27 protein-coding genes are annotated in these 25,673 nt (G+C 72.2%); 9 read left to right on the forward strand and 18 right to left on the reverse strand.

The genetic code is table 11. The features are described from left to right. Positions 1-38 precede the first annotated feature (38 nt). Positions 39-1,649 carry a serine/threonine-protein kinase gene (locus tag E4P40_RS03890; RefSeq protein WP_135157497.1) on the forward strand — a complete coding sequence of 537 codons (1,611 nt, stop codon included), beginning with the start codon at positions 39-41 and terminating at the stop codon, positions 1,647-1,649. A gap of 3 nt (positions 1,650-1,652) precedes the next feature. Here E4P40_RS03890 and E4P40_RS03895 read toward each other — a convergent pair whose 3' ends face one another. From E4P40_RS03895 to lpdA, 3 genes are all read right to left on the reverse strand, one after another. After that, positions 1,653-2,564, reverse strand: coding sequence for a TIGR01777 family oxidoreductase (locus E4P40_RS03895; protein WP_135157499.1), 912 nt, complete (start codon positions 2,562-2,564; stop codon positions 1,653-1,655). A gap of 77 nt (positions 2,565-2,641) precedes the next feature. Beyond that, a complete protein-coding gene (sucB, locus tag E4P40_RS03900) occupies positions 2,642-4,483 on the reverse strand; it encodes a 2-oxoglutarate dehydrogenase, E2 component, dihydrolipoamide succinyltransferase (RefSeq protein ID WP_135157501.1) in 1,842 nt (613 codons plus the stop codon). 48 nt (positions 4,484-4,531) lie between these two features. After that, positions 4,532-5,911, reverse strand: a complete 1,380-nt coding sequence (gene lpdA / locus E4P40_RS03905; RefSeq protein WP_135157503.1) for a dihydrolipoyl dehydrogenase — start codon at positions 5,909-5,911, stop codon at positions 4,532-4,534. A gap of 162 nt (positions 5,912-6,073) precedes the next feature. Here lpdA and E4P40_RS03910 point away from each other — a divergent pair, with 162 nt between their 5' ends. Next, positions 6,074-6,424 (forward strand): oxidoreductase, encoded by a 351-nt coding sequence (locus tag E4P40_RS03910; protein ID WP_209305180.1) that lies wholly within the window; start codon positions 6,074-6,076, stop codon positions 6,422-6,424. Positions 6,425-6,461: 37 nt separating this feature from the next. On the opposite strand, the gene E4P40_RS03915 is transcribed toward E4P40_RS03910, so the two are convergent. Further along, a complete protein-coding gene (locus E4P40_RS03915) occupies positions 6,462-7,973 on the reverse strand; it encodes a leucyl aminopeptidase (protein ID WP_135157505.1) in 1,512 nt (503 codons plus the stop codon). 89 nt (positions 7,974-8,062) lie between these two features. Between E4P40_RS03915 and gcvT the strand changes: the two genes are divergently transcribed. After that, positions 8,063-9,166, forward strand: coding sequence for a glycine cleavage system aminomethyltransferase GcvT (gcvT, locus tag E4P40_RS03920; RefSeq protein ID WP_135157507.1), 1,104 nt, complete (start codon positions 8,063-8,065; stop codon positions 9,164-9,166). Here gcvT and E4P40_RS03925 read toward each other — a convergent pair. The 3 genes from E4P40_RS03925 to E4P40_RS03935 form a co-directional block, all read right to left on the reverse strand. Continuing rightward, the gene (locus tag E4P40_RS03925) at positions 9,163-10,299 is read right to left on the reverse strand and encodes a YihY/virulence factor BrkB family protein (RefSeq protein WP_135157509.1); all 1,137 of its coding nucleotides are present in this window, start codon (positions 10,297-10,299) and stop codon (positions 9,163-9,165) included. The genes gcvT and E4P40_RS03925 overlap by 4 nt on opposite strands. 87 nt (positions 10,300-10,386) lie before the next feature. Continuing rightward, positions 10,387-10,677: a DUF4235 domain-containing protein gene (locus tag E4P40_RS03930; protein ID WP_135157511.1), complete on the reverse strand. Its 291-nt coding sequence runs from the start codon at positions 10,675-10,677 to the stop codon at positions 10,387-10,389. Beyond that, a complete protein-coding gene (locus E4P40_RS03935; RefSeq protein ID WP_135157513.1) occupies positions 10,674-10,952 on the reverse strand; it encodes a DUF3618 domain-containing protein in 279 nt (92 codons plus the stop codon). The genes E4P40_RS03930 and E4P40_RS03935 overlap by 4 nt, the downstream gene beginning before the upstream one ends. A gap of 158 nt (positions 10,953-11,110) precedes the next feature. Between E4P40_RS03935 and E4P40_RS03940 the strand changes: the two genes are divergently transcribed. After that, positions 11,111-11,323: a hypothetical protein gene (locus tag E4P40_RS03940; protein WP_135157515.1), complete on the forward strand. Its 213-nt coding sequence runs from the start codon at positions 11,111-11,113 to the stop codon at positions 11,321-11,323. Positions 11,324-11,365: 42 nt separating this feature from the next. On the opposite strand, the gene E4P40_RS03945 is transcribed toward E4P40_RS03940, so the two are convergent. Both E4P40_RS03945 and E4P40_RS03950 read right to left on the reverse strand, forming a co-directional pair. Then, positions 11,366-12,349, reverse strand: coding sequence for an aldo/keto reductase family protein (locus E4P40_RS03945; RefSeq protein WP_135157517.1), 984 nt, complete (start codon positions 12,347-12,349; stop codon positions 11,366-11,368). Between the two features lie 77 nt (positions 12,350-12,426). After that, positions 12,427-13,044 carry a DUF3043 domain-containing protein gene (locus E4P40_RS03950; protein WP_135157519.1) on the reverse strand — a complete coding sequence of 206 codons (618 nt, stop codon included), beginning with the start codon at positions 13,042-13,044 and terminating at the stop codon, positions 12,427-12,429. Positions 13,045-13,194: 150 nt separating this feature from the next. Between E4P40_RS03950 and E4P40_RS03955 the strand changes: the two genes are divergently transcribed. Next, entirely contained in the window at positions 13,195-13,566 is a 372-nt protein-coding gene (locus E4P40_RS03955) for an iron-sulfur cluster assembly accessory protein (protein ID WP_135157521.1), read from the forward strand. Between the two features lie 76 nt (positions 13,567-13,642). On the opposite strand, the gene asnB is transcribed toward E4P40_RS03955, so the two are convergent. The 3 genes from asnB to E4P40_RS03970 are packed head-to-tail and all read right to left on the reverse strand — an operon-like array spanning position 13,643 to position 16,334. After that, positions 13,643-15,574 carry an asparagine synthase (glutamine-hydrolyzing) gene (asnB, locus tag E4P40_RS03960; RefSeq protein ID WP_135157523.1) on the reverse strand — a complete coding sequence of 644 codons (1,932 nt, stop codon included), beginning with the start codon at positions 15,572-15,574 and terminating at the stop codon, positions 13,643-13,645. A gap of 54 nt (positions 15,575-15,628) precedes the next feature. Continuing rightward, complete coding sequence (locus tag E4P40_RS03965; protein WP_135157525.1) at positions 15,629-15,976, reverse strand: DUF3817 domain-containing protein; 348 nt, start codon at positions 15,974-15,976, stop codon at positions 15,629-15,631. Then, positions 15,969-16,334 carry a metalloprotease gene (locus E4P40_RS03970; protein ID WP_135157527.1) on the reverse strand — a complete coding sequence of 122 codons (366 nt, stop codon included), beginning with the start codon at positions 16,332-16,334 and terminating at the stop codon, positions 15,969-15,971. Before E4P40_RS03970 ends, E4P40_RS03965 begins: the two co-directional genes overlap by 8 nt. Positions 16,335-16,586: 252 nt before the next feature. On the opposite strand from E4P40_RS03970, the gene coxB reads away from it, so the two are divergent. Together coxB and E4P40_RS03980 are read left to right on the forward strand one after the other, a co-directional pair. After that, positions 16,587-17,471 carry a cytochrome c oxidase subunit II gene (gene coxB, locus E4P40_RS03975; RefSeq protein ID WP_135157529.1) on the forward strand — a complete coding sequence of 295 codons (885 nt, stop codon included), beginning with the start codon at positions 16,587-16,589 and terminating at the stop codon, positions 17,469-17,471. Between the two features lie 63 nt (positions 17,472-17,534). Further along, positions 17,535-17,939, forward strand: coding sequence for a cytochrome c oxidase subunit 4 (locus tag E4P40_RS03980; RefSeq protein ID WP_135157531.1), 405 nt, complete (start codon positions 17,535-17,537; stop codon positions 17,937-17,939). 347 nt (positions 17,940-18,286) lie between these two features. On the opposite strand, the gene E4P40_RS03985 is transcribed toward E4P40_RS03980, so the two are convergent. The 4 genes from E4P40_RS03985 to E4P40_RS04000 form a co-directional block, all read right to left on the reverse strand. Continuing rightward, positions 18,287-19,969: a cytochrome bc complex cytochrome b subunit gene (locus tag E4P40_RS03985; RefSeq protein ID WP_135157533.1), complete on the reverse strand. Its 1,683-nt coding sequence runs from the start codon at positions 19,967-19,969 to the stop codon at positions 18,287-18,289. Beyond that, positions 19,969-21,081, reverse strand: coding sequence for a Rieske 2Fe-2S domain-containing protein (locus tag E4P40_RS03990; RefSeq protein WP_209305181.1), 1,113 nt, complete (start codon positions 21,079-21,081; stop codon positions 19,969-19,971). Before E4P40_RS03990 ends, E4P40_RS03985 begins: the two co-directional genes overlap by 1 nt. Before the next feature lie 73 nt (positions 21,082-21,154). Further along, a complete protein-coding gene (locus tag E4P40_RS29285; protein WP_280790572.1) occupies positions 21,155-22,006 on the reverse strand; it encodes a cytochrome c in 852 nt (283 codons plus the stop codon). A 7-nt stretch (positions 22,007-22,013) separates the two neighbouring features. Continuing rightward, complete coding sequence (locus tag E4P40_RS04000) at positions 22,014-22,637, reverse strand: heme-copper oxidase subunit III (RefSeq protein ID WP_209305182.1); 624 nt, start codon at positions 22,635-22,637, stop codon at positions 22,014-22,016. Between the two features lie 123 nt (positions 22,638-22,760). Here E4P40_RS04000 and E4P40_RS04005 point away from each other — a divergent pair, with 123 nt between their 5' ends. Together E4P40_RS04005 and trpD are read left to right on the forward strand one after the other, a co-directional pair. Beyond that, entirely contained in the window at positions 22,761-23,192 is a 432-nt protein-coding gene (locus E4P40_RS04005) for a hypothetical protein (RefSeq protein ID WP_135157535.1), read from the forward strand. Next, entirely contained in the window at positions 23,189-24,244 is a 1,056-nt protein-coding gene (gene trpD, locus E4P40_RS04010; protein WP_135157537.1) for an anthranilate phosphoribosyltransferase, read from the forward strand. Before E4P40_RS04005 ends, trpD begins: the two co-directional genes overlap by 4 nt. On the opposite strand, the gene E4P40_RS04015 is transcribed toward trpD, so the two are convergent. Both E4P40_RS04015 and E4P40_RS04020 read right to left on the reverse strand, forming a co-directional pair. Next, a complete protein-coding gene (locus E4P40_RS04015) occupies positions 24,241-24,528 on the reverse strand; it encodes an Lrp/AsnC ligand binding domain-containing protein (RefSeq protein ID WP_135157539.1) in 288 nt (95 codons plus the stop codon). The genes trpD and E4P40_RS04015 overlap by 4 nt on opposite strands. Further along, positions 24,525-25,673 (reverse strand): DEDD exonuclease domain-containing protein (locus E4P40_RS04020; protein ID WP_135157541.1); only part of this gene is annotated, 1,149 nt, incomplete at its 5' end. The genes E4P40_RS04020 and E4P40_RS04015, both read right to left, overlap by 4 nt.

The raw sequence follows: 25,673 nt of genomic DNA on the forward strand, positions 1-25,673 counted from the left end.
GCCGCACGGGATCGCCGGATCGTCCTACGGTGCCCTGCATGTCCTTCGCCGTCCCGCCCGGAGAGCCGCGTGCCGTCGCGCCGCCCGTCGTGCCCGGCTACACGCTCGAGGGGCTGCTCGGCCGGGGCGCTTCCGGTGAGGTGTGGCGCGCGGTGCCGCGGCGGGGTGGCGCGCCGGTCGCGGTGAAGGTGCTGGTGGCCGGCGATCCCGAGCGGCAGGCCCGCGAAGCCGCGCTGCTCGGCGAGCTGGACCATCCGCACCTCGTACGGCTGATCGAGGTCGTGCACCAGCCCCGCCGCGGCGGAGCGGCCCGCGTCGCCCTGGTCCTCGAGCTGCTGGGAGGAGGCAGCCTGACCGCGCTGCTCGGGCGTCGGGGCAGGTTGCGCCCCGGTGAGGTGGTGACGGCGATCGCGCCGGTCGCCGCGGCACTGGCCCACGCCCACGGCAACGGGGTCGTGCACGGCGACCTCTCGCCCGGCAACATCGTCTTCACTGCCGAGGGACGCCCCGTCCTGACCGACCTCGGCGTCGCCCGCGTGCTCGGTGAGACCGCCGTCGGCGAGGTCACGCCCGCCTACGTCGACCCGACAGTGGCCCGCGGAGGAGCGCCGGGACCGGCGTCGGACGTGTTCGGCGTCGCCGCTGCGGCCTTCCACGCCCTCACCGGCATCCCGCCGTGGAACGCCGCCGGTCCGGCCGACACGCTCGGTGTCGCCGCCGACGGGTTCATCCCCGACCTCGCCGAGCTGGCGCCGGAGGCCCCGCCGGAGCTGGTCACCGTGATCCGGCGCGGCCTGGCTCCCGATCCCCACGACCGGGGCTCCGCCGCGGCGTTCGCCCTCGACCTCCGCCACGCCTGCCGGCCCGAGCCGGTGCAGCTGCTCCCGGCCGGGGCAGACCTCGGAGTGCGCGCGCCGGATCTTCGGACCGAGCTGACCCACCAGGTCCCCGGCCGCCGGCCGCGCCCGGCGCCGGCCATCGTGGAGCCGGCCGGCCGCCGCGAGGTGTTCCAGGAGTGGTTCGGCTCGTCGGTGCGGCCCGTGTTGCCGCGGCTGGCCGTCGGCGCGCTGGTGGTCGGGGGACTGGTCTTCGCGACGTGGGTGGGGGTGCGCTCCACCGGTGCCGGCGAGCGGGCGGCCGAACCGCAGGCCTCGGAGGTCGCGGCCTCCGCAGAGCTGCCCGAGGCGCCCGCGGTGCTCCCGGACGTCGTCGCGCCCGCCGAACCGGCCCTCGCCGACCGGCCGGAGGACCCGGCGACCGTGCAGGAGTGGGGCACGCTGGTGGGCGAGCTGTACGAGCGCCGCGCGCGGGTGTTCGGCACTGCGTCCGCACCGGAGCTGGACGACGTCTACACCGCGGGAAGCGCCGTCCGCGCCGCCGACGAGCGGCATGCCCGGGAGCTCGCCGAGACCGGGGAACTGCTCCTGGGCTTCGCGCCGACGGTGGTGGCGGTGACCGGAGTAACCGTCAGCGGGGACGTCGCCGAGCTCGACCTCGTGGACCGCTGGCCCGCCTACGAGGTGGTTGCCGCCGGCGGTCCGGACGGTGCACCGCTCCGCACCGTGCCCGGCCGCCCGGACGCCGGCGTCCGGATGGTGCTGGCCCGGACGGCCGACGGCTGGCGGATCGAGAGCGCTGAGCGGCGCTGACCGTCAGTCGCCGGTCCGCGCCGCGTGGAGGGCGTCGTCCAGCGTCTGGTGACGGAAGGTGAAGCCGGCCTTCTGCAGCACGTCCGGGATCGCCCGCTGGCCGGCCAGCACGCTCGACCGCCCGAACTCGCCCAGGGCCAGCGAGATCGCGAACCGGGGGACGGTCAGGAAGGTCGGCCGGGAGACTGCGGCACCCAGGCGTCGGGTGAACTCGGCGTTGGTCACCGGTGCGGGGCCGGTCAGGTTCACCGGGCCGGAGACGTCATCGGCCGAGAGCAGGAAGCGCATCGCGCCGATCTCGTCGTGCAGGCTGATCCACGGCCAGTACTGCCGGCCCGACCCGAGGCGGCCACCGAGTCCGAGGCGGAAGACGAGGCCCAGCACCTGCATGAGCAGTGCCGACCGGTCGATCACCAGGCCGGTCCGCAGCAACGCCACCCGGACGCCCGCCTCCCGCGCCGGCGCGGTTGCGGCCTCCCACTGCACGCAGACCTGCGCCAGGTAGTCGCTGCCGGCGGGGTGGTTCTCGATGACCGTCTCGTCACCCGTGTCGCCGTAGTAGCCGACCGCGGACGCCGAGAGCAGCACCCGCCGGCGAGCCGGATCGGCCGCTGCCGCTGCGGCCAGCGCCTCACTGATGGTGGCCGTGCTGTCCACCCGGCTGCGGAGCAGGCTCTGCTTGTAGGCGCGGGTCCACGGCCGGGGCCGGATCGGCGTCCCGGCGAGGTTGATCACCGCGTCGACGTCGGCCAGCACGGACGGGTCGATCCGGTGGTGCTGCGGATCCCACCGGTGCTCGTCCGCGGTGCGGGGGGTCCGGCGGACCAGCCGGATCACGGCGTGGCCGTCGGCCCGGAGTGCGGGCACGAGCGCGCCGCCGATCAGACCCGAGGCGCCGGTGACGGCGATCTTCATGGACGTGCTCCTTCGTCGATGCCCCCGGGGAACGGAAGGAGGGCCCCGGCTCACACCGGGGCCCTCCTCCGCAGAGCTCAGGCGAGGCCGAGCTCGCCCTCGAACTGGCCGGCTTCCAGGCGCTCCCGCACGGTGGTGAGGAAGCGGGCGGCGTCGGCGCCGTCGACGATCCGGTGGTCGTACGTGAGGGCCAGGTAGACCATCGAGCGGATGGCGATGACCTCGCCGAGGTCCGGGTCCTGGACCACCACGGGGCGCTTCACCACCGAGCCGACGCCGAGGATCGCGACCTGCGGCTGGTTGATGATGGGGGTGTCGAACAGCGCGCCCCGGCTGCCGGTGTTGGTCAGCGTGAAGGTGCCGCCACCGAGCTCGTCCGGCGTGATCTTGTTGGTCCGGGTCCGCTCCGCCAGGTCGGCGATCTTGCGGGCGATCCCGCCCAGGCTGAGGTCACCGGCGTCGTGGATGACCGGCACGAGGAGCCCGCGCTCGGTGTCCACCGCGATCCCGAGGTTCTCGGTGTCGTGGTAGGTGACGGTGCCGGCTTCCTGGTCGATCGAGGAGTTCACCGACGGGTGCGCCTTGAGCGCCTCGATGGCGGCCTTCGCGAAGAACGGCAGGAACGAGAGCTTGACGCCCTCGCGGCTCTCGAAGTCGCCCTTCGCCCTCTGCCGCAGGCGTGCGATCTTCGTGACGTCGGCCTCGACCACCGTGGTCAGCTGCGCACTGACCTGCAGCGACTCCACCATGCGCCGCGCGATGACCGCGCGCAGACGGGAGAGCTTCTCGGTGCGACCGCGGACCGACGTGTCGGGCATGGCCGCCGGCGAGGGCGTGCGGGGCGCGGGCGCGGCGGAGGCGGCCGCAGGGGCCGGGGCCGACTTCTGCTCGGCCGCAGCGAGGACGTCCTGCTTCCGGATGCGACCGCCGACACCGCTGCCGGAGACCGACGTGAGATCGACGCCCCGGTCGGCGGCGAGCCGGCGCACCAACGGGGTCACGTAGCTGCCGCTGCCGTCGCCGTCGGATGCGGAGGCCTGCTGCGCCGGGGCCTGAGGGGCGACGGCAGCTGCGGGGGAGGGTGCGGAGGTGGGGGACTGGGCCGGCTGTGCGCCGCTGGACCCGTAGTCGCCGCCGGGCTGCTCGGAGGCCGGCTGGGCCTTCTCCGGCGTCGGCTGCTGCGGGGCCGGGGCCTCCTCGGCGGGCGGCGCGGGCGACTCCTCCTTCGGCTGGGCCGGTGCCGCCGCGGCACCGCCACCACCGGTGCCGATGACCGCGAGCTCGGCGCCCACGTCGACGGTCTCGTCCTCGTTGACGGTGATCGACAGCAGGGTGCCGCTCACAGGCGCGGGGATCTCGGTGTCGACCTTGTCCGTGGACACCTCCAGCAGCGGCTCGTCCGCCGTCACCTCGTCACCGACGGACTTGAGCCAGCGGGTGACGGTGCCCTCGGTGACGCTCTCGCCCAGCGCCGGCATCGTCACCGAGGTGCCCTCGCCGCCACCACCGGCGGAGCCGCCGTCGGACGACGCGGTCGCGGGCTCCGGCTCGGGCTGTTCCTGCTCCTGGGGCTCGGGCTCGGCGGCCTGGGCGGGCTCCGGCTCGGCGGCCTGGGCGGGCTCCGGCTCAGGGGCCTCCTCCTCGGCCTGAGCCGGCTCGGCGGCCGGGGCGTCGCCGCCGTCGCCACCGCCGATCACGGCCAGCTCCGCGCCGACCTCCACGGTCTCGTCCTCGGCGACGAGGATCTTCGTCAGCACGCCGGCGGCGGGCGACGGGATCTCGGTGTCGACCTTGTCGGTCGAGACCTCCAGGAGGGGCTCGTCGACCTCGACCTGCTCACCCTCCTGCTTGAGCCAGCGAGTGACCGTGCCCTCGGTGACGCTCTCGCCCAGGGCGGGCATGGTGACGGACGTCGGCATCGGGGCAGTGCTCCTTCTCGGCGCTGAGGAAATGGGGGTGGAGCAGGATCAGCCGTGCACGTGCAGGGGCTTGCCGGCGAGGGCCAGGTGGGCCTCGCCGAGCGCCTCGCTCTGCGTCGGGTGCGGGTGGATGAGGCTGGCGACGTCGTCGGCCTCGGCCTCCCAGTTGTAGATCAGCTGCGCCTCGGCGATGAGCTCGCCGACCCGGCTGCCGACCATGTGGATGCCGACGACCGGGCCGTCGGGCGCCTGGATGAGCTTCACCGCACCGGTCGTCTTGAGGATCTGGCTGCGGCCGTTCCCGGCGAGGTCGTAGGTGAGGGTCTTCACATCGCCGTACTTCTCCCTGGCCTGCGGCTCGGTGAGCCCGACGGAGGCGACCTCGGGGTCGGAGTAGGTGATGCGCGGGACGCCGGCGTAGTCGATCGGCGCGGGGTTGAGCCCGGCCACCCGCTCGGCGACGAGGATGCCCTCGGCGAAGCCCACGTGCGCCAGTTGCAGGGTCGGGATGAGGTCGCCCACGGCGGAGATCGTCGGCACGTTGGTGCGGCACAGCTCGTCGGCGAGGACGAAGCCGCGCTCCATGGCGACGCCGGCCTCCTCGTAGCCGAGGCCCTCGCTGACCGGACCACGGCCGACGGCGACGAGCAGCAGCTCGGCCTCGATCTCCTTGCCGTTCTCGAGGGAGACCTTCACACCGTTCTCGGTGTTCTGGACGCCGGAGAAGCGGCTGCCGAGCTCGAAGCCGATCTTCCGGCGGCGGAAGGCGCGCTCGAGGAGCTTGGAGGAGGCCTCGTCCTCGAGCGGGACCAGGTGGGGGAGCGCCTCGACGATGGTGACGTCGACGCCGAAGGACTTCCAGGCGCTGGCGAACTCGCAGCCGATGACGCCGCCGCCGAGGATGATGGCCGACGCCGGAACCCGGTCGAGGTTGAGCGCGTGGTCGCTGGTGATGACCTTCGTGCCGTCGATCTCGAGGCCCGGCAGGGAACGGGCGTAGGACCCGGTCGCCAGGAGGATGTGCTTGCCCTCGTAGCTCTGCCCGTTCACCTCGACGGTGGTCGGGGTGGTCAGCCGCCCCGCGCCCTCGACGTAGGTGATCTTGCGGGCCTTCACCAGGCCCTGCAGCCCCTTGTAGAGCTTGGAGATCACGCCGTCCTTGTAGGAGTTGACGCCGTCCATGTCGATGCCGGCCAGCGACGTCTTCACGCCGAACTGCTCACCCTCGCGGGCCAGGTCGGCGACCTCACCGGCGTGCAACAGCGCCTTGGTCGGGATGCAGCCGCGGTGCAGGCAGGTGCCGCCGACCTTGTCCTTCTCGATGAGGACGACGTTGAGCCCGAGCTCGGACGCGCGGAACGCCGCGGCGTAGCCACCCGAGCCACCACCGAGGATGACCAGGTCGGCGGGGGAGGTGGATTCGCTCACGGAGGCTCCTCGATGCAGTGGTCCTGACCCGCTCGAGCGGGTGGTGCTCGTGCTCATCCTGCCACTCCGGGAACGGCCCGGCCCGGAGCACCGTTGCCTACCCGAGCGTCGCGATGATCACCGGGGCGCCACCGTGCCGGACGGGACGACAGGAGAGGCGCCATGGGGCTGTTCGACCGGCTGCGCGGCCGGGGCCGGCGGCGTGCGGACGACGGGCGTCGCGGCACCCTCGACCGCGGTTCGCACCGCCTCGACCTGACCCACCTCGAGCAGTTCGTGGCCAGTCGCCGCGGGGTCGAGGGATACGTCGAGCCCCGCACGGCGGTGACCGAGACGACGATCGTGCTGGTCGCCGCCGACGGTGAGTGGACCCGGCGGCGGATCGACGGGCCCGACGTCGCCCGCAAGCTGTCGCGCGACCTGTCGATACCGGTCTACGACGCCCAGGTCACCGGCTATCCGCAGCGCATGCGCGACTGGAGCGCCCAGCAGAAGCAGAACCGTCCCGAGTAGCAGGCAGCCATCCTGGCTCACGTCAGGGGGCCCGAGCTCAGTCGGCGATGAGGTCCTCGATGGTCGCGAGCAGGGTCCGCACCGGCACGCCGGTCCCGCCCTTGGGCGTGTAGCCCCACGCCGCCCCGGTGTTGTAGCTCGGCCCGGCGATGTCGATGTGCGCCCAGGGCAGCCCCTCGGGCACGAACTCCGCGAGGAAGTGGCCACCGACCAGCATGCCGCCCATGCGGTCGGCGTTGGAGTTCACGAAGTCCGCGATCGGCGAGTCCAGCCCGCGGCGCAGCTCGGCCGGCAGCGGCATGGGCCACATGCCCTCGCCGGACCGCTTCGAGGCGGCGACGACGGCGTCCCGCAGGTCGTCGGAGCCCATGACCCCGGCGGTGCGCATGCCCAGGGCTACCAGCTGCGCCCCGGTGAGGGTCGAGGTCTCCAGGAGCACGTCGGGCCGGTCCTCGGCGGCGCGGGCGATGGCGTCGGCCAGGACCACGCGGCCCTCGGCGTCGGTGTTGGTGATCTCGGCCTTCTTGCCGTTGCGGAAGGTGACCACGTCGGCGGGGCGGTAGGCGGTGCCGCTGGGCAGGTTCTCGGCGATGGGCACCGTTGCGGTCACCTCGACCGGCAGGCCCAGCTGGGCGACGAGGCACACGGTGGCGATCACGGCGGCGGCGCCGGCCATGTCGCTCTTCATGTCCTCCATCTTCAGCGCGGGCTTGATGGAGAGGCCGCCGCTGTCGAAGGTGATGCCCTTGCCGACGAGGGCGATCTTCTTGCGCGCGCCCGACCCGGCGTAGGTCAGGCGGAGCAGCCGCGGCTTGCGGGTCGAGCCGCTGCCGACGGCGAGTATGCCGCCGTACCCCCCGGCGGCCAGGGCGTCCTCGTCGAGGATCTCCGTGGACAGGCCCAGCTTCTCACCGGCGGCGGCACCCCGGGCGGCCAGCTCGGCGGGGAAGAGGTCGTTCGGCGGGGTGTTCACCAGGTCGCGGACGAGCGCGACGGCGTCCACGACTGCCCGCACCCGGCGCAGCGCCGTCTCGGCCGCGGCGGCACCGGGGACGACGATCGTGAACTCGCTCGGCGGGGCCTTGCGGTCACCGCCGAGGTCGGACTTGTAGGCGGTGAACTCGTAGGCGCCGAGCAGCGACCCCTCGCCGACGGCGTAGAGGCGGTCGGCGTCCGGCGTCCCGCCCACGGCGGCCAGCAGGCTGACGACCGAGCGACGTCCGGCCAGCGCGCGGCTGGCGGCGCCGGCGGCGCGACGGACCGCCTCCGAGCGGTAGGCCCCGGCGGCGTCCGGGGCGCCGAGACCCACGACGGCCACGACGGGGAAGGGGCCCTGCCCGAAGGAGGGCAGGCGGGTGACCTCGTCCTCCGCGCCGCGGGCGCCGAGGTCGGTCAGGGCCGGGAGCAGACGCCCACCGAGGAGGCGGTCGACCGCCTCGGCCCCCGGGGTGGGCAGCGGCCCGTCGGGGCCCTTGCCGACGGCGACGACGACGGCGTCCCCGGTCAACTTCTCGAGCGGATGGTCGGTGGCGGTGATCGTCGGCGGCACCGCTCGATCCTAGTCAGAGGACCCCGCTGCCCCCCGCGCCTCGCAGGCTCGCCGCGGGCCCCTGCAGCAGGGCCGTTAGCGTGCCCACCGTGAGCCCGCGGACCTCTCCTCTCCACGACCGGCACGTGGCGGCCGGCGCCAAGCTCGCCGACTTCAGCGGTTGGTCGATGCCGATCGAGTACGCGGGCGGTGGCGTCCTCGCCGAGCACGCGGCAGTGCGCGACGGCGTGGGGCTCTTCGACGTCTCCCACCTGGGAACCGGCACCGTGCGCGGTCCCGGCGCGGCGGCGTTCGTGGACGAGTGCCTCACCAACGACCTCGGCCGGATCGGTCCCGGCCAGGCCCAGTACACGCTCTGCTGCGACCGCGACGGCGGGGTCGTCGACGACCTGATCGTCTACCTGCACGGCCCGGACGACGTCCTGCTGGTGCCCAATGCCGCCAACGCCGCCGACGTGCTCGGGCGGCTGGCCGACGCAGCGCCGTCCGGCATCACCGTCAACGACCGGCACACCGAGGTCGCCGTCCTCGCCGTCCAGGGGCCGAGGGCGCTGCAGGTCCTCGAGCTGCTCGGCCTCCCCGGCGAGCTGGACTACATGTCGTTCGTGACCGGGACCGGCGGTGGCGGGGCCGAGGTGACGGTCTGCCGGACCGGCTACACCGGCGAGCACGGCTACGAGCTGCTCGTCGACGCCGACCGGGCGGTCGAGACCTGGGACGCGGTGCTGGAGGCCGGCGAGGCGGAGGGCATCCGGCTCTGCGGCCTCGGCGCGCGCGACACCCTCCGCACCGAGATGGGCTATCCGCTGCACGGGCACGAGCTCTCGCGGGAGATCACCCCTGTCCAGGCGCGCGCCGGCTGGGCGGTCGGCTGGAAGAAGCCCGCCTTCTGGGGCCGGGAAGCGCTCCTGGCCGAGAGGGAGGCCGGTCCGGCCCGCCTGCTGTGGGGCCTGCGCGCCTCCGGGCGGGGCATCCCGCGGCCCGGCATGGCCGTGCTCGACGCCGCCGGCACCCGCGTCGGCGAGGTCACCAGCGGCACGTTCTCCCCGACGCTCCGCACCGGCATCGCGCTCGCGCTGATCGACACCGCGGCCGGTGCTGCCGAGGGCACCGAGCTGGCCGTCGACGTCCGTGGCCGCGCGCAGGACGTGACGGTGGTCAAGCCGCCGTTCGTCGCGTCACACGTGCGTTAGGCGTTCTTCCGGGTCGGGTCGCTGTCGTCCTTCTTCGGCTCGGGCGACTCCGGCAGGGTGTCGGCCATCTTCGCGTCACGGGCTCCCATGGGCTGCGGCTCGCCGGTCGTGGTGTCGTGCGCGGTCTGGTGCTCGGCCTCGGAGTTGATCTCCGCGCCCAGCAACACCAGGTAGCAGGTCAGGTAGAGCCACAGCATCAGCACGATGACGCCGGCGATCGCGCCGTAGGTCTTGTCGTAGGACCCGAAGTTGTCGACGTAGATCGCGAACCCGACACTCACCGCGGCCCAGATCACGGTCACGATGACCGCACCCAGGCTGACCCAGCTGAATCGCGGGGCGTCACGGTCGGGCGCCGCCCGGTAGAGGACGGCGAGGGACCCGGCGAACACCGCGAGCAGGAGGACCCACCGCGCCACCTGGGCGAGGATCGTCCCCACGATCCCCAGGGGCAGCTGCTCGATGACCGCGGGCACGATGGCGACCAGACCGAAGGTCACCAGCACGAAGACGATCGCACCGAGGGTCAGCCCGAGGGAGAGCAGCTTCAGCTTGACGAAGTTGCGCGCCTCGACCTCGTCGTAGGCGAGGTTGATGGCGGTGACCAGGTTGCCCACGCCGCCGGACGCGCTCCACAGCGCGGCCAGGATGGACACGACGAGGCTGATGCTGAGCGCACTCCCGCTGTTGGCGACGATCGCCCGCAGCTGGTCGCCGATGAGGTCCGCGGCGCTGTCGGGCAACTGGGCCGACAGGTCCTCGATCTGGCGGGCCACCGTCTCCGGTGTGGCGACCAGCCCGTAGAGCGAGACGAGCGCGATCAGCGCCGGGAAGATCGACAGGAATCCGAAGAACGCGACACCGCCGGCGATGATCGGCATGTTGTCGGCCTTGTTCTCGGCCCACGCGCGCTTGAGGATCTGCTTCCACCCGCGCCACGGGATCTCGGTGGGCTTCTCCGCGTGGATGCCGGGCAGCTCCCTCTCGCTCGGGGCACCGGCGGGTGGCCGGTCCGGGTCGGGGTGGGGCGGCGCCGACGCCGCCTTGGCCGCCGCCGCCCGGCGGGCGGCCTTCTCCTCGACGCGCTCGCGGATCCGGTCGACGGCGCTCTCGCGGTGCCTGGTGCCGGTCATGGCGTTCCCCCTGCGTGCTGGGCCGTCTCGCGGCCGGTGGTCGTACCTGGAGCCGGCCTGCGGTCTCCCGGGCCGCCTCGAGTGGCTTCAGTCGCCCGGCCACGCGCCCGTGAGCTGCTTGAAGCCGCGGGCACCCGCCCGGTCGATGGCGGCCTTGGTGGCGGCGAAGATCGCGCCCTGGATGGCCGCGGCGAGCACGACCTCCTTCATCGAGTACTCGCTCTGGAGGGCGCTCGGGGCGTCGTCCTCGTTCGCGACGGCCTTCCAGACCTGCTTGAAGACGATCCCGGACAGGGTTCCGGCCAGGATGCCGGCGATCAGGCCGATCGGCCGATAGGCCAGCTTGGCTCCCTTGGCCTTCTTCGCTGCCTTGCTCAACGCTTCCTCCTCGTGTGGGCGCGCCGTTCAGCGCGCTTCCGTCGCAAGATCACCACTCCGGCCACCAGTCCCACCAGTGCAACCGCCGCGCCGATCACCGCCGGCGGGCTCTCCCGGTAGGTCTCGACCGCGGTGTCCCGGACCCGGTAGGCCCGCTCCCTGGCCCGGGAGGGGACGTCCAGCCGTGCGCTGAGCTCGTCGACGGTGCGGCTCAGCTTGGCGCGGGTGGCCTCGATCTCTGCCTGGATCTCCTCCGGGTCCCTCGCACCCGTCACCGGGACGCCCCGGGGCGCTCAGGAGCGGACGGGGGAGTGGCTGCGGTCATCGGTCCTCCGGGTGGGCGGGTCGATGGAGGACCATGCCCGCCGGTGATCAGGGGTAATCCGCTCCTCCCCGTTCCATCCCGGGAGGCGTCGGTCACTAGCCTGCTGCCATGAGCTGGCACTGGCGCCTCGAGGACCCGACCGGTTCGGCCGTCGACCCCGCCTCGCTGGGGGTGGAGGTGCCGGAGACGGACAACCAGGGCGACGCCGAGTCGTGGCTGGGGGAGAACTGGCGGGAGCTCCTCGACCAGGGCGTCGCCACGGTCACGCTGTTCGACGGCGACGACGAGGTCTACGGCCCCATGGGGCTGGCCGCCCCCTGAAGGCCGCCGTCCGGGCCCGGCGCCGGGCCCGGACGGCAGAATTCATCCCCGGGCGGTCTTCGTCGGGTCACGCTCGACGACGTCGCCGAGGGCGGCGTCGATCCGCTCCAGGACGGCGGGGTCGAGCCGCACCCCGGCGGCCTTCACGTTGTCGTGGACCTGCTCGGGCCGGGACGCCCCGATGATCGCCGCCGCGACGTTCTGGTTCTGCAGCACCCACGCGATCGCCAGCTGCGCCATCGACAGACCGAGGTCGTCGGCGATCGGCCGCAGCTGCTGCACCCGGCCGAGGATCTCCTCGGTGAGGAAGCCGCGCATCGACTGACCCGCCTCGGCGTGGCCTGCGCGGCTGTCGGCGGGAGGCTGCTCGCCGGGCCGGTACTTGCCGGTGAGGATGCCCTGGGCCAGCGGCGACCAGACGATCTGGGAGATCCCCTCCTTCTCCGAGGTCGGTACGACCTCGGCCTCGATGACCCGCCACAGCATCGAGTACTGCGGCTGGTTGCTGATCAGCTGGATGTCCAGCTCCCGCGCCAGTGCGGCGCCGGCGGCGATCTGCTCGGCGTTCCACTCGCTGACGCCGATGTACAGGGCCTTGCCGGCGCGCACGAGGTCGGCGAAGGCGGTCATCGTCTCCTCGAGCGGCACCGTCGTGTCGTAGCGGTGGGCCTGGTAGAGGTCGACGTAGTCGGTCTGCAGCCGTTCCAGCGAGGCGTGGCAGCTCTCGATGATGTGCTTCCGGCCGAGTCCCCGGTCGTTCCGGCCGCGGCCGGTCGGCCAGTAGACCTTGGTGAAGAGCTCGTAGGACGAGCGGCGCCGGCCGGCCAGCGCGCGGCCGAGCACGGACTCGGCCTTGGTGCCGGCGTAGACGTCGGCGGTGTCGAAGGTGGTGATGCCGGCGTCGAGGGCGGCGCTCACGCAGGCCAGCGCGGCGTCCTCCTCGACCTGGCTCCCGTGGGTGAGCCAGTTGCCGTAGGCGATCGCGGAGATGGTCAGGCCGGAGCGGCCGAGGCGTCTGAATTCCACGAGGCGCGACGTTAGTAGAAGGACCTCCTGCCCCCACCGCTCGCAAGCTCGCGGCGGGCCCCTGCAGGAGAGCCGGTTCAGACCTGGGCGCCCAGGGGGACGTCGGGCTTCGGGAAGCGCCAGCGGCGGATCATCGTGGCGCGGCTGATGCCGTACCAGACGAGGCCGCGGGTCTTCGTCGTCGCCGGGTGGCGCTCGGCGATCGCGCGCTTGATCTTCCGGCTGAGGACGACCGAGTCGACGATCAGCAGCAGGAAGAAGCCGAAGAGCAGGAAGCTCGCGTAGTTGCGGACCACCAGGCTGGGCACGATCGTGCCGATCAGCGCGACGCCGGCGATGGCCAGGAAGAAGCTGCCGATGTTGCGGCGCGAGTCGACCAGGTCCCGCACGAGCTTGCGCTCGGGGCCGCGGTCGCGCGCCGGCAGGTAGGCGTCGTCGCCACGCGCGGCGCCCTGCCGGGTCTCCGCACGCCGGGCGGCCTGCGTCTGGCGCATGCGCTTGTATGCCTCCTTCCGGGTGGTGGGAGGGGGCGGCGGCGGGCCGGCACGGCGTCCCTGGGCCTCGCTGCGCTTGGGTGTGGGACGGCCCTTGCCCGATGCCCGCACGAGCTGCTCGGTCAGGTCCGCGGAGGCGCCCGAGGCGGTGTCGACGGTCGTCTCGGCGCGGTCACGGCGGCCGGGCAGGCGGAGCTTCACGAGCTCGAAGTCTACGTGTGTGGGGAAGGAGACCCGGGAACTTCCCTCTGGCGCCGTACAGTGGGTGCAGCAGGGAAGAGCATGCGCCGCTGCGGTGTTGCTGCCTGCAGTACGTGCCGTAGCGGGCACTCTCGGATTGGGAGGACACACATGTCGGTGCAGGACACCACGACCCTCGACGGCGGGGCCCCCAGCGTCACCGGCGTCGTGCTCAGCGACCCGGCGGCCTCGAAGGTCAAGGCCCTGCTGGACCAGGAGGGCCGTGACGACCTCCGACTGCGCATCGCGGTCCAGCCGGGCGGCTGTTCCGGGCTGCGGTACCAGCTCTTCTTCGACGAGCGGTTCCTCGACGGCGACCAGACCTACGAGTTCGGCGGCGTCGAGGTCATCGTCGACCGGATGAGCGGCCCGTACCTGGGCGGCGCGGTCATCGACTTCGTCGACACGATCGAGAAGCAGGGCTTCACGATCGACAACCCCAACGCCGGCAGCTCCTGCGCCTGCGGGGACTCGTTCAGCTGAGCCGCCGCTCGCTCGTCGAGCGTTGAACCGCTGAGGCCCGGAATCGCTGCGATTCCGGGCCTCACTGGTACTGCGGTCAGAGCCGCACCGGATAGACGGTCTCCGGCACCTCGGGCGTGATGCGCTCCTCCACGAAGATGCCGTGCCAGACCATGAACACCAGCAGCGTCCACAGCTTGCGCGAGTAGTCGACCGGCGAGCCGCTGCGCTGGTTGTCCCGGTGGGCGATGAGCATCGCCAGGACCTGCTGCTTGTCCAGCCACTCGTCGGTCAGGCTCTCCTCGATGATCTGCCGCGCCCAGTCGTGCAGCGGCTCGGCCAGCCAGTAGCGGGTCGGCACCGGGAAGCCCAGCTTGCGGCGGTTGAGCACGTGCGGCGGCACGATCTGCTCCAGGGCCCGCCGCAGCGCGTACTTCGTCGTCTCCTTGGTCACCCGCTGGTCGACCGGCAGCGTGCTGGCGACCGTGAAGACCTCGGGGTCGAGGAACGGCACCCGCAGCTCCAGCGAGTTGGCCATCGTCATCTTGTCGGCCTTGACCAGGATGTCGCCGCGCAGCCAGGTGAACAGGTCCACGTACTGCATGGCGGTGACGTCGTCGTAGCCGGCCGCCCGGGTGCGCTCGTACAGCTCGCGGGTGACCGTCACGTGCGACTGGTCGGCGTCGTGGGTGCGGAGGAAGCCCAGTTCGTCGTCCCGGAACAGCCGGGCGTTGCCGTAGTAGCGCTCCTCCAGCGGGATGGCGCCCCGGCGCAGGAGGTCCTTGCCGCGCATGCCGTCGGGCAGCCTCGTCGAGATCCGGCCGAGCGCGCGGCGGATGCCCGTGGGCAGCTTCTCGAAGGCAGCCAGCGACAGCGGCTCGCGGTAGATGTTGTAGCCGCCGAACAGCTCGTCGGCGCCCTCGCCGGAGAGCACGACCTTGACGTGCTTGCGGGCCTCGCGGGCGATGAAGTACAGCGGCACGAGGGCCGGGTCGGCGACCGGGTCGTCGAGGTACCAGACGACCAGCGGGATCGAGTCGGCGAACTCCTGGGGAGTCACCACCTTGGTGATGTGCTCGACGCCGATGGCGGCCGCGGACTCCGCGGCCACGTCGATCTCGGAGAAGCCCTCGCGCTCGAAGCCGGTCGTGAAGGTGAGCAGGTTCGGGTTGTACCGCTTGGCCAGGGCGGCGATGGCCGTGGAGTCGATACCGCCGGACAGGAACGACCCCACCGTGACGTCGGCCCGCATGTGCATCCGCACCGAGTCGTCGAGGACGTCTGCGATGCGGTCGTAGAGGGCCTGCTCCTCGTTCTTCGCGACCGGCCGGATCGGGAACGAGGGGTGGAAGTAGCGCTTCGTCGACAACTCGCCGCCGACGACGGTGAAGCTCGTGCCGCTCTCGATCCGGCGGATGCCGCGGTGCAGGGTCGCCGGCTCCGGGACGTACTGCAGCGTCAGGTAGTGCTGCAGGGACGCCGGGTCGACGCCGCCGGCGGCCTTGCTGCCGCCCAGCATCTCCAGCACGGCCTTCTTCTCCGAGCTGAAGACCAGCCCGCCGTCGGCGAGGCGGGCGGTGAACAGCGGCTTGATCCCGAACGGGTCGCGGGCGCCGAACACCGTGTGCTGCTGCGTGTCCCAGATCAGGAAGGCGAACATGCCCCGCAGCCGCTGGACGACGTCCTCACCCCAGTGGTGGTACCCGGCGACGATCGCCTCGGTGTCGCCCTCCGTGGCGAAGGTCGCCCCCTCGGCGGCGAGCTCGGCCCGCAGCTCCAGGTAGTTGTAGATCTCGCCGTTGAAGACGATCCGGTAGCGGCCGTCGGCGTAGGGCATCGGCTGGTGGCTGTGCTCGATGTCGATGAAGGACAGCCGGTTGAAGCCGAACACCGCCCGGTCGTCCCACCAGGCCTCGTTCTCGTCGGGGCCCCGGTGGCGCATGCAGTGCTGCGCCTCCTTGACCCCGGTCACCGTGGCGTCGTCCACCCGGTCGGCGTCGGTCGAGAAGTAGGCGAGCAGGCCACACATCAGGCGCAGGTCCTCGGGAGTGGGGAGGGGTTCAGGAGGGGGGAGGGCAGCGCGTCACACGCGCTCGCCGGCACGCATCTTGCGGGTGACCGTGTGCTCGGCGAGGAAGGACAGGAAGGGGACGGTGCCGGCCAGCACGGTGAGCACCGTGCCCTTGAGGCTCCACCGGGCGCGCAGCGCGAGGTCGACGGCCGACAGGAAGAAGAGCGCGTACAGCCAGCCGTGCGCGGTGCCGAGCACCGTCACCGCGGTGGGCATGTCCGCGAAGTACTTCAAGGGGACGGCGACCACCACCAGCAGGATCAGCAGGACGCCGACGACGTTGGCCATGACGCGGTAGCGGCCCAGTGCCGCGGTGATCGCCTGCTCGGAGTCGCGGGCCGGAGCGGTGCGGTCAGCCATTGCGGGCGCCCCGCTGGCCGAGGGCCTTCTCGTTGAGCTCGGCGAGGTAGGCGTTGTAGGCGGCCAGCTCGGGGTCTCCTGACGTGTCGATGCGCGGGCGCTGGTAGAGGACGACGTCCTTGCCCGGCGCGCCGTCGTCCGGGTCGCGGTGCAGCTCGATGCGGACCATGCGGAGGTAGAACCACAGGCCCATGAAGCCGTAGAGCGGCCACTGCAGCGCGTAGCTCCAGTTCACCGCCCCACCGCCGGCCTCGGCCTTGGACAGCTGCCAGTAGCCGAGGAAGAAGGTGGCCACGAACAGGGCCGCGACGAGGAGGTGCAGGAGCAGCCACTTGGGGGTCAGCAGCCGGGAGAACACGCTCCTGACTGTAACCGCCGGGCGTCGGGCACCGGTCGGGCTCGGTGCGTGCGCGCGCCCGTCGGGGCGTCCGGGAAGGGTGGCGGCGGCGACCCGCCGGTCCGGTGTCTCCGGTGGTCAGCCGCCGTGCGGAGTCGGCTAGTCTCGCCCCACACTGTGATCGGCGTGGATGCCGTCTGCCGGAAGCGGTCGGACGATCCCGCTGGGGAACCGCCCGGGGCACCGCGGCGGAGGACGAGGAGGCAGCGAGCAGTGGCTCGAGGCAGCAGGCTCGCGCGGCTGGCCGCGCTCGGTGTCCTGGGGGCGCTGACCCTCAGCGGGTGCAGCATGCCCAACAACGAGTTCTGGCGGTTCGGGTGGCCGGACGGCATCACCGACGAGGCCGCCGACATGCGGGAGCTGTGGACCGGCTCGGTCATCGCGGCCCTGCTCGTCGGGTTCGGCGTCTGGGGCCTGATCCTCTGGTCGGTCGTCCGGCACCGGAAGCGTGGCGACGAGCTGCCGAAGCAGACGGCCTACAACCTGCCGCTGGAGATCGTCTACACGATCGTCCCGTTCCTCATCATCGCCGGCCTGTTCTTCTTCACCGTGGTCGTGCAGAACCGGGTGCAGGAGCGCAGCGACACCCCCGACGAGACGATCGCCGTCAACGCGTTCAAGTGGAACTGGCAGTTCGTCTACCCGGAGACCGAGGGTGAGGACGGCCTGCCCGTCAGCACGGTGGGCACCAGTTCCGAGATCCCGATCCTGGTTCTGCCCACCGACCGGACCATCCGCTTCGAAGTCGCCTCGGCCGACGTCATCCACTCGTTCTGGGTGCCGGAGTTCCTCTTCAAGCTCGACGTCATCCCCGGCAACGAGAACGGCCGCGACAACGTCTTCGAAGTGACCGTCCGCGAGGAGGGCGCCTACGTCGGCCGCTGCGCCGAGCTGTGCGGCACGTACCACGCGTACATGAACTTCGAGGTCCGTGCGGTGTCCGGCGACGACTACGACGCCTACCTCGAGGCCCGCGAGTCCGGCATGGGCACGTTCGAGGCGCTCGAGGAGATCGGCCAGCCCGGACTCTCCTCGGCCACGACGCCGTTCGAGGACCTGCAGAATAAGCAGCTCAACCAGCAGTCCGCCGGTGGCTGAGTCCCTCGCCGCGTCGTCCGCCGTCGCGCCCCTGAACGCTCCGAGGAACGAGGAGGACCGGCCGTGAAGGTCGAGTCGATCATCTTCAACATCATCGCGGTCTTCTGCGTCGTCGCCGCGGTCGTCTACGGTTTCTGGGCCAAGGAGCCCATCGGCACCACGGCGCTCGTGCTGTCGGCCGGCCTCACCGGGCTGATCGGCGGGTTCTTCTGGTTCGTGTCCCGCCGCATCGACGCCCGCCCCGAGGACCGCAAGGACGCCGACATCGCCGACGGTGCCGGCGAGCTCGGGTTCTTCAGCCCCGGCAGCTACTGGCCGTTCGGTCTGGCGCTGTCCGCGGCGCTCATGGGCCTGGCGCTGGCCTTCTTCTACTCCTGGCTGATCCTCATCGCGGGCGCCGCGCTGCTGATCACGATCGGCGGCCTGCTGTTCGAGTACTACACGGGGCAGAACGCCACGCAGAGCTGATCTGAGCGCCTCCGAAGGGCCCCTCCCGCCGTCGGCGGGAGGGGCCCTTTCGCCGTGCGGGGGACCGCTCTCGGGGAGTTCCTCCTGCTCTCGGAGTCCTGCAGGACCCCTGGACCACGACCAGCACTCCAGACGCGCCGTGGCGGCGAGTGCCAGGCGACAGTGTGCGCCGGTGAGCAGCTCGGGACCCTCGAGCTGCCTCTCCGCGCACACCGTCGTCCGGACGACGGGGCACGGCCGGCGCGAGCGACACGTGCCGGCACAACGGGGCTCGATGGGCCACCACGTGCAGCAGGGCCCCGGTGGAGTCCACCGGGGCCCTGCTGGTTGGTGCTGCCGGATGCGCTCTAGTCGCGCGGCTCCTGCGGCCGGCCACCTTCGGACGGTCGGCCGCCCTCGGTCGGACGCCCGGACGACGTGAGCTCGCGGCTCTCCTCGCCGGCGGCCAGGCCCCGGCCCTCGGCCTGCTGCTCCAGCTCGACCTGCGACGGCTCCTCGATGGGCGTGAAGAACCCGCGGATGGCCCGGCGCGCGCCACCCACCTGGTTCATCTTCTTCGGCACCGGCGCACCGCCGTAGGCGAGGGAACCGTGCCCGTGCTCGTCGACCGGGCCCAGCGGCTGGTGGACCTCGATGAACTCACCGCTCGGCAGCCGACGGATGACCCCGGTCTCGATGCCGTGCTCGAGTACCTCGCGGTCGTGCTGCTGCAGACCCAGGCAGATGCGGTACGTGATCACGTAGGCGATCGGCGGCAGGACGATGACGCCGATGCGACCGACCCAGGTCATCGCGTTGAGGCTGATGTCGAACTTGTCGGCGATGACGTCGTTGCCGCCGGCCACCATGAGCCAGAGGTAGAAGGTCAGCGCCATGGCGCCGAGCGAGGTCCGCACCGGCACGTCGCGCGGCCGCTGGAGCAGGTGGTGCGAGGCCGTGTCCTTCGTGAGCTTCCGCTCGATGAAGGGGTACAGCGCCAGGACCGTGAACATCGCACCGGCGATGACGACCGTCGGCCAGAACAGCGCCGGGACGTTGTAGTCGCCGGGCAGGTTGATGTCCCAGGCCGGGAAGATGCGGGTCGATCCGTCGAGGAACCCGATGTACCAGTCGGGCTGGGACGCGGCGGACACCTGCGCCGGGTTGTACGGGCCCCAGAGCCAGACCGGGTTGATCTGGACCAGGCCACCGAGCGCCGCACAGACCCCGAACACCACGAAGATGAGTCCGGTCGCCTTCGCGGCGAAGGTCGGGAAGAGCCGGTTGCCGACGACGTTGTGCTCGGTGCGGCCCGCGCCGGGGAACTGGGTGTGCTTCTGCTTGACCAGGATCAGCAGGTGCAACCCGATGAGGGCCAGCAGGATCGCCGGGATGAGCAGGACGTGGACGATGTAGAAGCGCCCGATGATCTGCTCGCCCACGAAGTCACCGTTGAAGACGGCGAAGTGCGCCCAGGTGCCGATGACCGGGACCGACAAGAGGATCGCGCTGATGATGCGGAGCCCTGTACCCGACAGCAGGTCGTCGGGGAGCGAGTAGCCGGTGACACCTTCGAGCAGGGCGAGCACCAGCAGGACGACGCCGATCAGCCAGTTCGTCTCGCGCGGCTTGCGGAAGGCGCCGGTGAAGAAGATGCGCAGCAGGTGCACGACGATCGAGGCGACGAACAGCAGGGCCGCCCAGTGGTGCAGCTGGCGCATGAACAGCCCGCCGCGGACGTCGAACGACAGGTTGAGCGTCGAGTCGTAGGCGGCCGACATCTCCACGCCGCGCAGCGGCGCGTACGAGCCCTCGTAGACGACCTCGCGCATGGAGGCGTCGAAGAAGAAGGTCAGGTAGGTGCCGGACAGCAGCAGGATCAGGAAGGAGTAGAGCGCGATCTCGCCGAGGAGGAACGACCAGTGGTCCGGGTAGACCTTGTTCATGGTGCGGCGGAGCCACGGCGAGACGAGCATCCGCTCGTCGATCTCGTAGCCCGCCTTGCCCAGCTTGGTCGTCGGGACACCCGGCGCGGTGGCGGTGCGTGCCATCAGATGCGCTCCCGGTTCCAGTAGGTGGGGCCTACGGCCTCAATGTAGTCGCTGCGTGCGATGAAGAAGCCCTCGTCGTCGACACCGATCGGCAGCTGCGGGAGCGCCCGGGTGGCCGGTCCGAACACCGGCTTCGCGCCCTGCGTGACGTCGAACTGCGACTGGTGGCAGGGGCAGAGGATCCGGCTGGTCTCCTGCTCGTAGAGCGAGACGGGGCAGCCCGCGTGGGTGCAGATCTTGGAGTACGCGACGTACTCGCCGTAGGCGAAGTCCGCGTGGCCCTCGCGCGGCTGGAGGGACTCGAGCTGCTCGGGGCGGAGCCGGATGAGCATCGTCGCGGCGTCGGCCTGGCGGTTGCCACCGGGCACGGCCGGGAAGACGGTCTCCAGCGAGCCGGGCTGCTGGTCGCCGGGGCGGATGGGCGTGCCGTCGTTGCGCACCAGGCGCACGCCGTCGGCCCAGGCGGTGGTGCCGAGCGGGTTGCCCTTGCTGGGGTTCTTGATCAGCCCACCCAGCGGCATGATCAGCATCAGGCCGACCCCGCCGCCCATCAGCAGCAGCGACCGGGTGATCAGCTTGCGCCGGGCGAGCCCGCTGTTGTGGTAGCCGCCGACGAGCGTGGCGCCGGCCGTCACGCGGTCGAAGTGCGACCCGTCGTGCTTGTCCTGCACCGCGGTCTCGTGCGGCAGGAGCTTCTTGGTGAAGAGCACCAGTCCGAAGCCGACGCAGAGCAGGGACAGCCCCATGAAGAGCCCGAGCATCGGCGTGAAGAGCGCGCTCCAGCCGCCCTCGGTGATGTCCCAGTGCCAGTCCGGCAGGAACCATCCGGAACCGACGTAGACGACCACGAAGAGGAAGGCGAAGAGCCCGGCGAGGGCGAAGACCAGGCCGACCTGGCGGATCGCCCGCTTCTCCAGCACCGAGCCGGGCTCGGGACCCGGGTCCACGTGCATGATCTCGACGCCGTCGTACCGCGCGCCCAGCCGGTCCAGCTCGATGCGGCTCATCGCCGCGAGCTGCTCCGGCGTGTAGTCGTCGTCCGGACCCCCGTACAGCGGGCCGGGAACGTCCGCGCCGCCGGTCGAGCCGGGCCGCATGTCCCGCGTGGTCACGCCGTCTCCTCGCTGGCGCTCGTCGTCAGCGCGCCCAGTAGTGCTCCATCGATTCGTGAGCTCGCGAGCTCGCTCACGCCTTGCTCCCCATCCAGAAGATTCCGAACATGAGGGCGCCGATGCCGACGACCCAGATGACCAGACCCTCACCCACGGGGCCGATGCGGCCGATGCCGGCGCCGCCCGGGTCGGCCTGGCCCTGGATGGTCTGGACGTAGTTGATGATCGAGCGCTTCTCCTCGGGGGTCAGCTGGTTGTCCCCGAAGACCGGCATGTTCTCCGGCCCGGTCAGCATCGCGGTGTAGATCTCCATGTCGTTGGAGTCGGCCAGCGACGGGGCGGCCTTGCCCGAGCTGAGCGCGCCGCCCTCACCGACGAAGTTGTGGCACGAGGCGCAGTTGAGCCGGAAGAGCTCGCCGCCCTCGGCGAGGTCCCCGTCGCGCAGGTCGCCGGAGGGGAGCGTCGGGCCGCCGCCGTTGGCCTGGACGTAGGCCATCAGCTGATCGATCTCCTCGTCGGAGAACACCGGGGGCTTGTCCGGTGCGTCCGCCTCCTGGCGCACCAGCGGCATGCGACCGGTGTGCACCTGGAAGTAGACGGCCGCCTCGCCGACGCCGATCAGCGACGGACCGCGGTTGGGCACGCCCTCGAGGTTCTCGCCGTGGCAGGTGATGCAGCTCCGCTCGTACAGCTCGCGGCCGGCCGCCTCCGCCGCGGACTCGGACGGCTCGTCGGCGGCCTGGGCGGGGGAGAACACCGAGTACAGCGCGCCGGTGAGGACGAGGGCGGTCATCAGGCCGGCGACGTTGGCCAGCCGACGGCGCTGCTTCGAGCGACGGCGGGCGCGGGCCCGCACGGCGGGGTTGCCGGCCATCGGGTCTCCGTCGGCGAGCGGGGCGTCGGAGTGCGCGTTCGTGGTGGACACCGGTTCCCTAGCGGATCAGGTAGATCGTGGCGAACAGCCCGATCCACACGACGTCGACGAAGTGCCAGTAGTAGGAGACCACGATCGCCGAGGTCGCCTGCGCCGGCGTGAAACGGCCCATGGTGGACCGGATGAGCAGGTAGATGAACGCGACGAGCCCGCCGATGACGTGCAGGGCGTGGAACCCCGTCGTGAGGTAGAAGACCGAGCCGTAGGTCGACGACGAGATGGTCGTGTCGTGGTCGGTGACCAGGACGCGGTACTCGTTCGCCTGGGCGAGCACGAAGATCAGGCCCATCACGAAGGTGATCGTGAACCAGCGCCGGAGGCCGTAGACGTTGCCCTGCTCCGCCGCGAAGACACCGAACTGGCAGGTGACCGACGACAGCACCAGGACGATGGTGAAGACCAGGGCGTACGGCAGGTTCAGCTCGGTCGGCTCCGGCGGCCACCCGTCGGTGGCCCGGGCTCGCGCGGTGAAGTACATGGCGAACAGCCCGGCGAAGAACATCAGCTCGCTGGAGAGCCAGATGATCGTGCCGACGCTGACCATGTTCGGTCTGGTCAGGGAGTGCACCCGTGAGGTGTCGAAGGTGCTGCTCGCGACGGGGGCCGTTGTCACGTTGGTCATCATGGCATCGGCAGGGGGCCGCGACGACTGCGGGTGCGACGGGCGTGGCGGCAAAGTGATCAGCTCTTTATCGCCCCACCCGGCTGCGCGGGAATCGGCGGGGCCGGCACTAGGCTCGCCGGCGTGAGTTTCGCCGCCGACAACGCCGCCTCCCCGGCCACCGTGCTGGTCTACAGCCACCGGGCCGCCACCCGCGACGCCGTGCGGACGGCGGTCGGCCGTCGCCCCGCGGCCGACGTCGGTCCGCTGACCTGGCTGGAGTGCGTGACGGGCGACGAGGTCATCGCGGCCGTCGACCGCGGCGGCGTCGACCTCTGCATCCTCGACGGCGAGGCGCAGCCCATGGGCGGGCTGGCCCTGGCGCGGCAGATGGACCAGGAGGTCGCCGACCGGCCCGCCGTCTGCGTGCTCATCGCGCGGCAGGCCGACCGGTGGCTCGCGCACTGGTCCCGCGCCGAGGCGACCCTGCCGATGCCGGTCGACCCGCTCACCGCTCCGGAAGTCGTCGCGGACCTGCTGCGGCAGCACGCGCAGCGTCCCGTCTTCCGCCGGTGAGCGCGGCGCCGCCGGCGCGTCCGACCTGGCCGGCTCTCTTCACCCGGCTGCTGGGCCGCCAGGACCTCTCCGCGGCTGAGGCCTCGTGGGCCATGCGCGAGGTCATGACGGGCGAGGCGACGCCCGTGCAGGTCGCGGCCTTCGCGATCGCGCTGCGGGCCAAGGGGGAGTCGGCCGAGGAGGTCGCCGGTCTCGCCGCGGAGATGCTCGCCCGGGCGACGCCCGTGGACCTGGCGCTCGACTGCGTCGACATCGTCGGCACCGGCGGCGACGGCGCCCACACCGTGAACATCTCGACCATGGCCGCTGTGGTCACCGCCGCCGCCGGCGTCCCGGTCGCCAAGCACGGTGGCCGCGCCGCGTCGTCATCCTCCGGGGCGGCGGACGTGCTCGAGGCGCTCGGCGTGACCATCGACCTGCCGGCCGCGGGTGTGGCCCGCTGCGTGCACGAGGCAGGGATCGGGTTCTTCTTCGCTCCGGTGTTCCACCCCGGCATGCGACACGCCGGCGGGCCGCGCCGGGAGATGGGCATCCCCACCGTCTTCAACTTCCTCGGCCCGCTGACCAACCCCGCCCGCCCGGTCGCTGCTGCCGTCGGTTGCGCCGACAGCCGGATGGCGCCGGTGATGGCCGCGGTGCTCGCTGCACGCGGGGCCCGGGCACTGGTCTTCCGGGGGGACGACGGCCTCGACGAGCTGACCACGGCGACGACGTCCTCGGTCTGGGTGGTCCGCGACGGCGAGGTCACCCCCGACCGGCTGGACCCCGGTGCCCTCGGCATCCCGGTCTCCGCGCCCGACGCGCTGCGGGGTGGCACCCCCGATGTCAACGCCGACGCGTTCCGGCGGCTGCTCGCGGGTGAGAAGGGTGCGGTTCGCGACGCCGTCGTGCTGAACGCGGGCGCCGCGCTGGCGGCCTTCGACGAACGTGCGGCCCGGCTGCACGACGCCGTCGGCGCGGGCATGGACCGCGCCGCCGCCGCGATCGACGACGGCCGCGCGGCTGCGCTGCTCGACCGCTGGATCGCGGTCAGCCGAGCCGCGTCGGGCTAGTCGGCGCTCTCGAAGCCGATCGCGAACGCCGCCTCGAGGTCGTGCCGGGAGTAGGCGCGGAAGGCGATGTGGGTCTCGGTCTCGAGCACGCCCGGCACCTTGTTGATGCGGCCGGCGATCACCTCGGCGACCTGCTCGAACTCCCGCACCCGGACGATGGCGATCAGGTCCACCTCGCCGGCGGTCGAGTAGACCTCGCTGACCCCGTCGAGGTCGGCGATCGCCCCGGCGACCTCGGGGATCGCGTCGGTGGCCGCGTCGATCATGACGATGGCGGTGATCACGCGGGCGATGCTAGCCGGGCCTGGGGGCGCCCGCCCGCACCCCCGGACACCCGCTCGGGGCGGGCGCGCGTGCCGAGGGATCGGCCGTCGGCGAACGGGTCCCGCCCGGCCCGCCCGCTCTCGACGCGGGCCAGGAAGGCGTTGAACGCGCCAGTGCCGGGAGCCGGGCAGGCGAGGGTCCCGGTCAGTTCGACCAGGCGCGTCCCGGGCTTCTCCATCCAGCGGAGCACCAGCTCCGTCTCGTCGACGGACGTGGCGTGCTCCCCGTCGGCGTCCGGCAGCGTCTCGGCCGTGGCGCGCAGGCCGGGCAGCATCCCGCGCACCGACGTACCGACCGGCGCGCAGCCGGCCGCCACGAGGCGGCCGCGACGGATCACCGACAGGTGCCAACCGTCGGCGCCGTCCGGCCGGGCGATGACCAGCTCCGGGACGGCGGCCAGCGACTCCAGCCGCTGCCGCCGCCGCACCGCCCGCACCAGGACGGCGACCCGGTCGCGCAGCACGGCCGCGTCCTCGTACCGCTCGCCGGCCGCGAGCCGGTCGACGCGGGCCAGGAGCGGTGCCACGAGGGCGCGCGGGTCGTGGTGGACGGCGGCGCGGAAGACCGCGGCGATCGCGGCGTACTCGTCCGCCGACTGGGCGCCGGTGCACGGGGCGCCGCACCGGCCCATCCCGGCCAGCGCGCAGGCCGCGCCCGAGGGTGCCCGGGCGGAGATCCGCATCGTGCACTGGCGCAGTGGCAGCGACTCGTGGACCGCGGCGGCGGCGGCGTCGGCGGCGCGCCGGTCGGGGAACGGCCCGAGGAAGACGCCGGCGCCCGGCCGGACCCGCCGCACGACCGACAGCCGGGGGAAGGGCTCCTCGGTCAGCCGGATCCACAGCGCGCGCTCGGGGAAGCGCGACCGGCGGTTGTAGCGCGGCTTGTGCTCGGCGATGAGCCGCAGCTCCCGGACGGCGGCCTCGAGGTCGTGCGCGCACGGGATCGCGTCCACCCGCTGGGACAGCGCCACCATCTCGGTGATCCGGCTCCGCTGCTCCCCGGCGGAGAAGTAGCTGCGCACGCGGCTGCGCAGGTCGTTGGACGTGCCGACGTACAGCGGCTCGTCGCGGGGCCCGCGGAAGAGGTAGACGCCCGGCCCGCGAGG

The sequence above is a fragment of the Blastococcus sp. CT_GayMR20 genome (genome assembly GCF_004570345.1).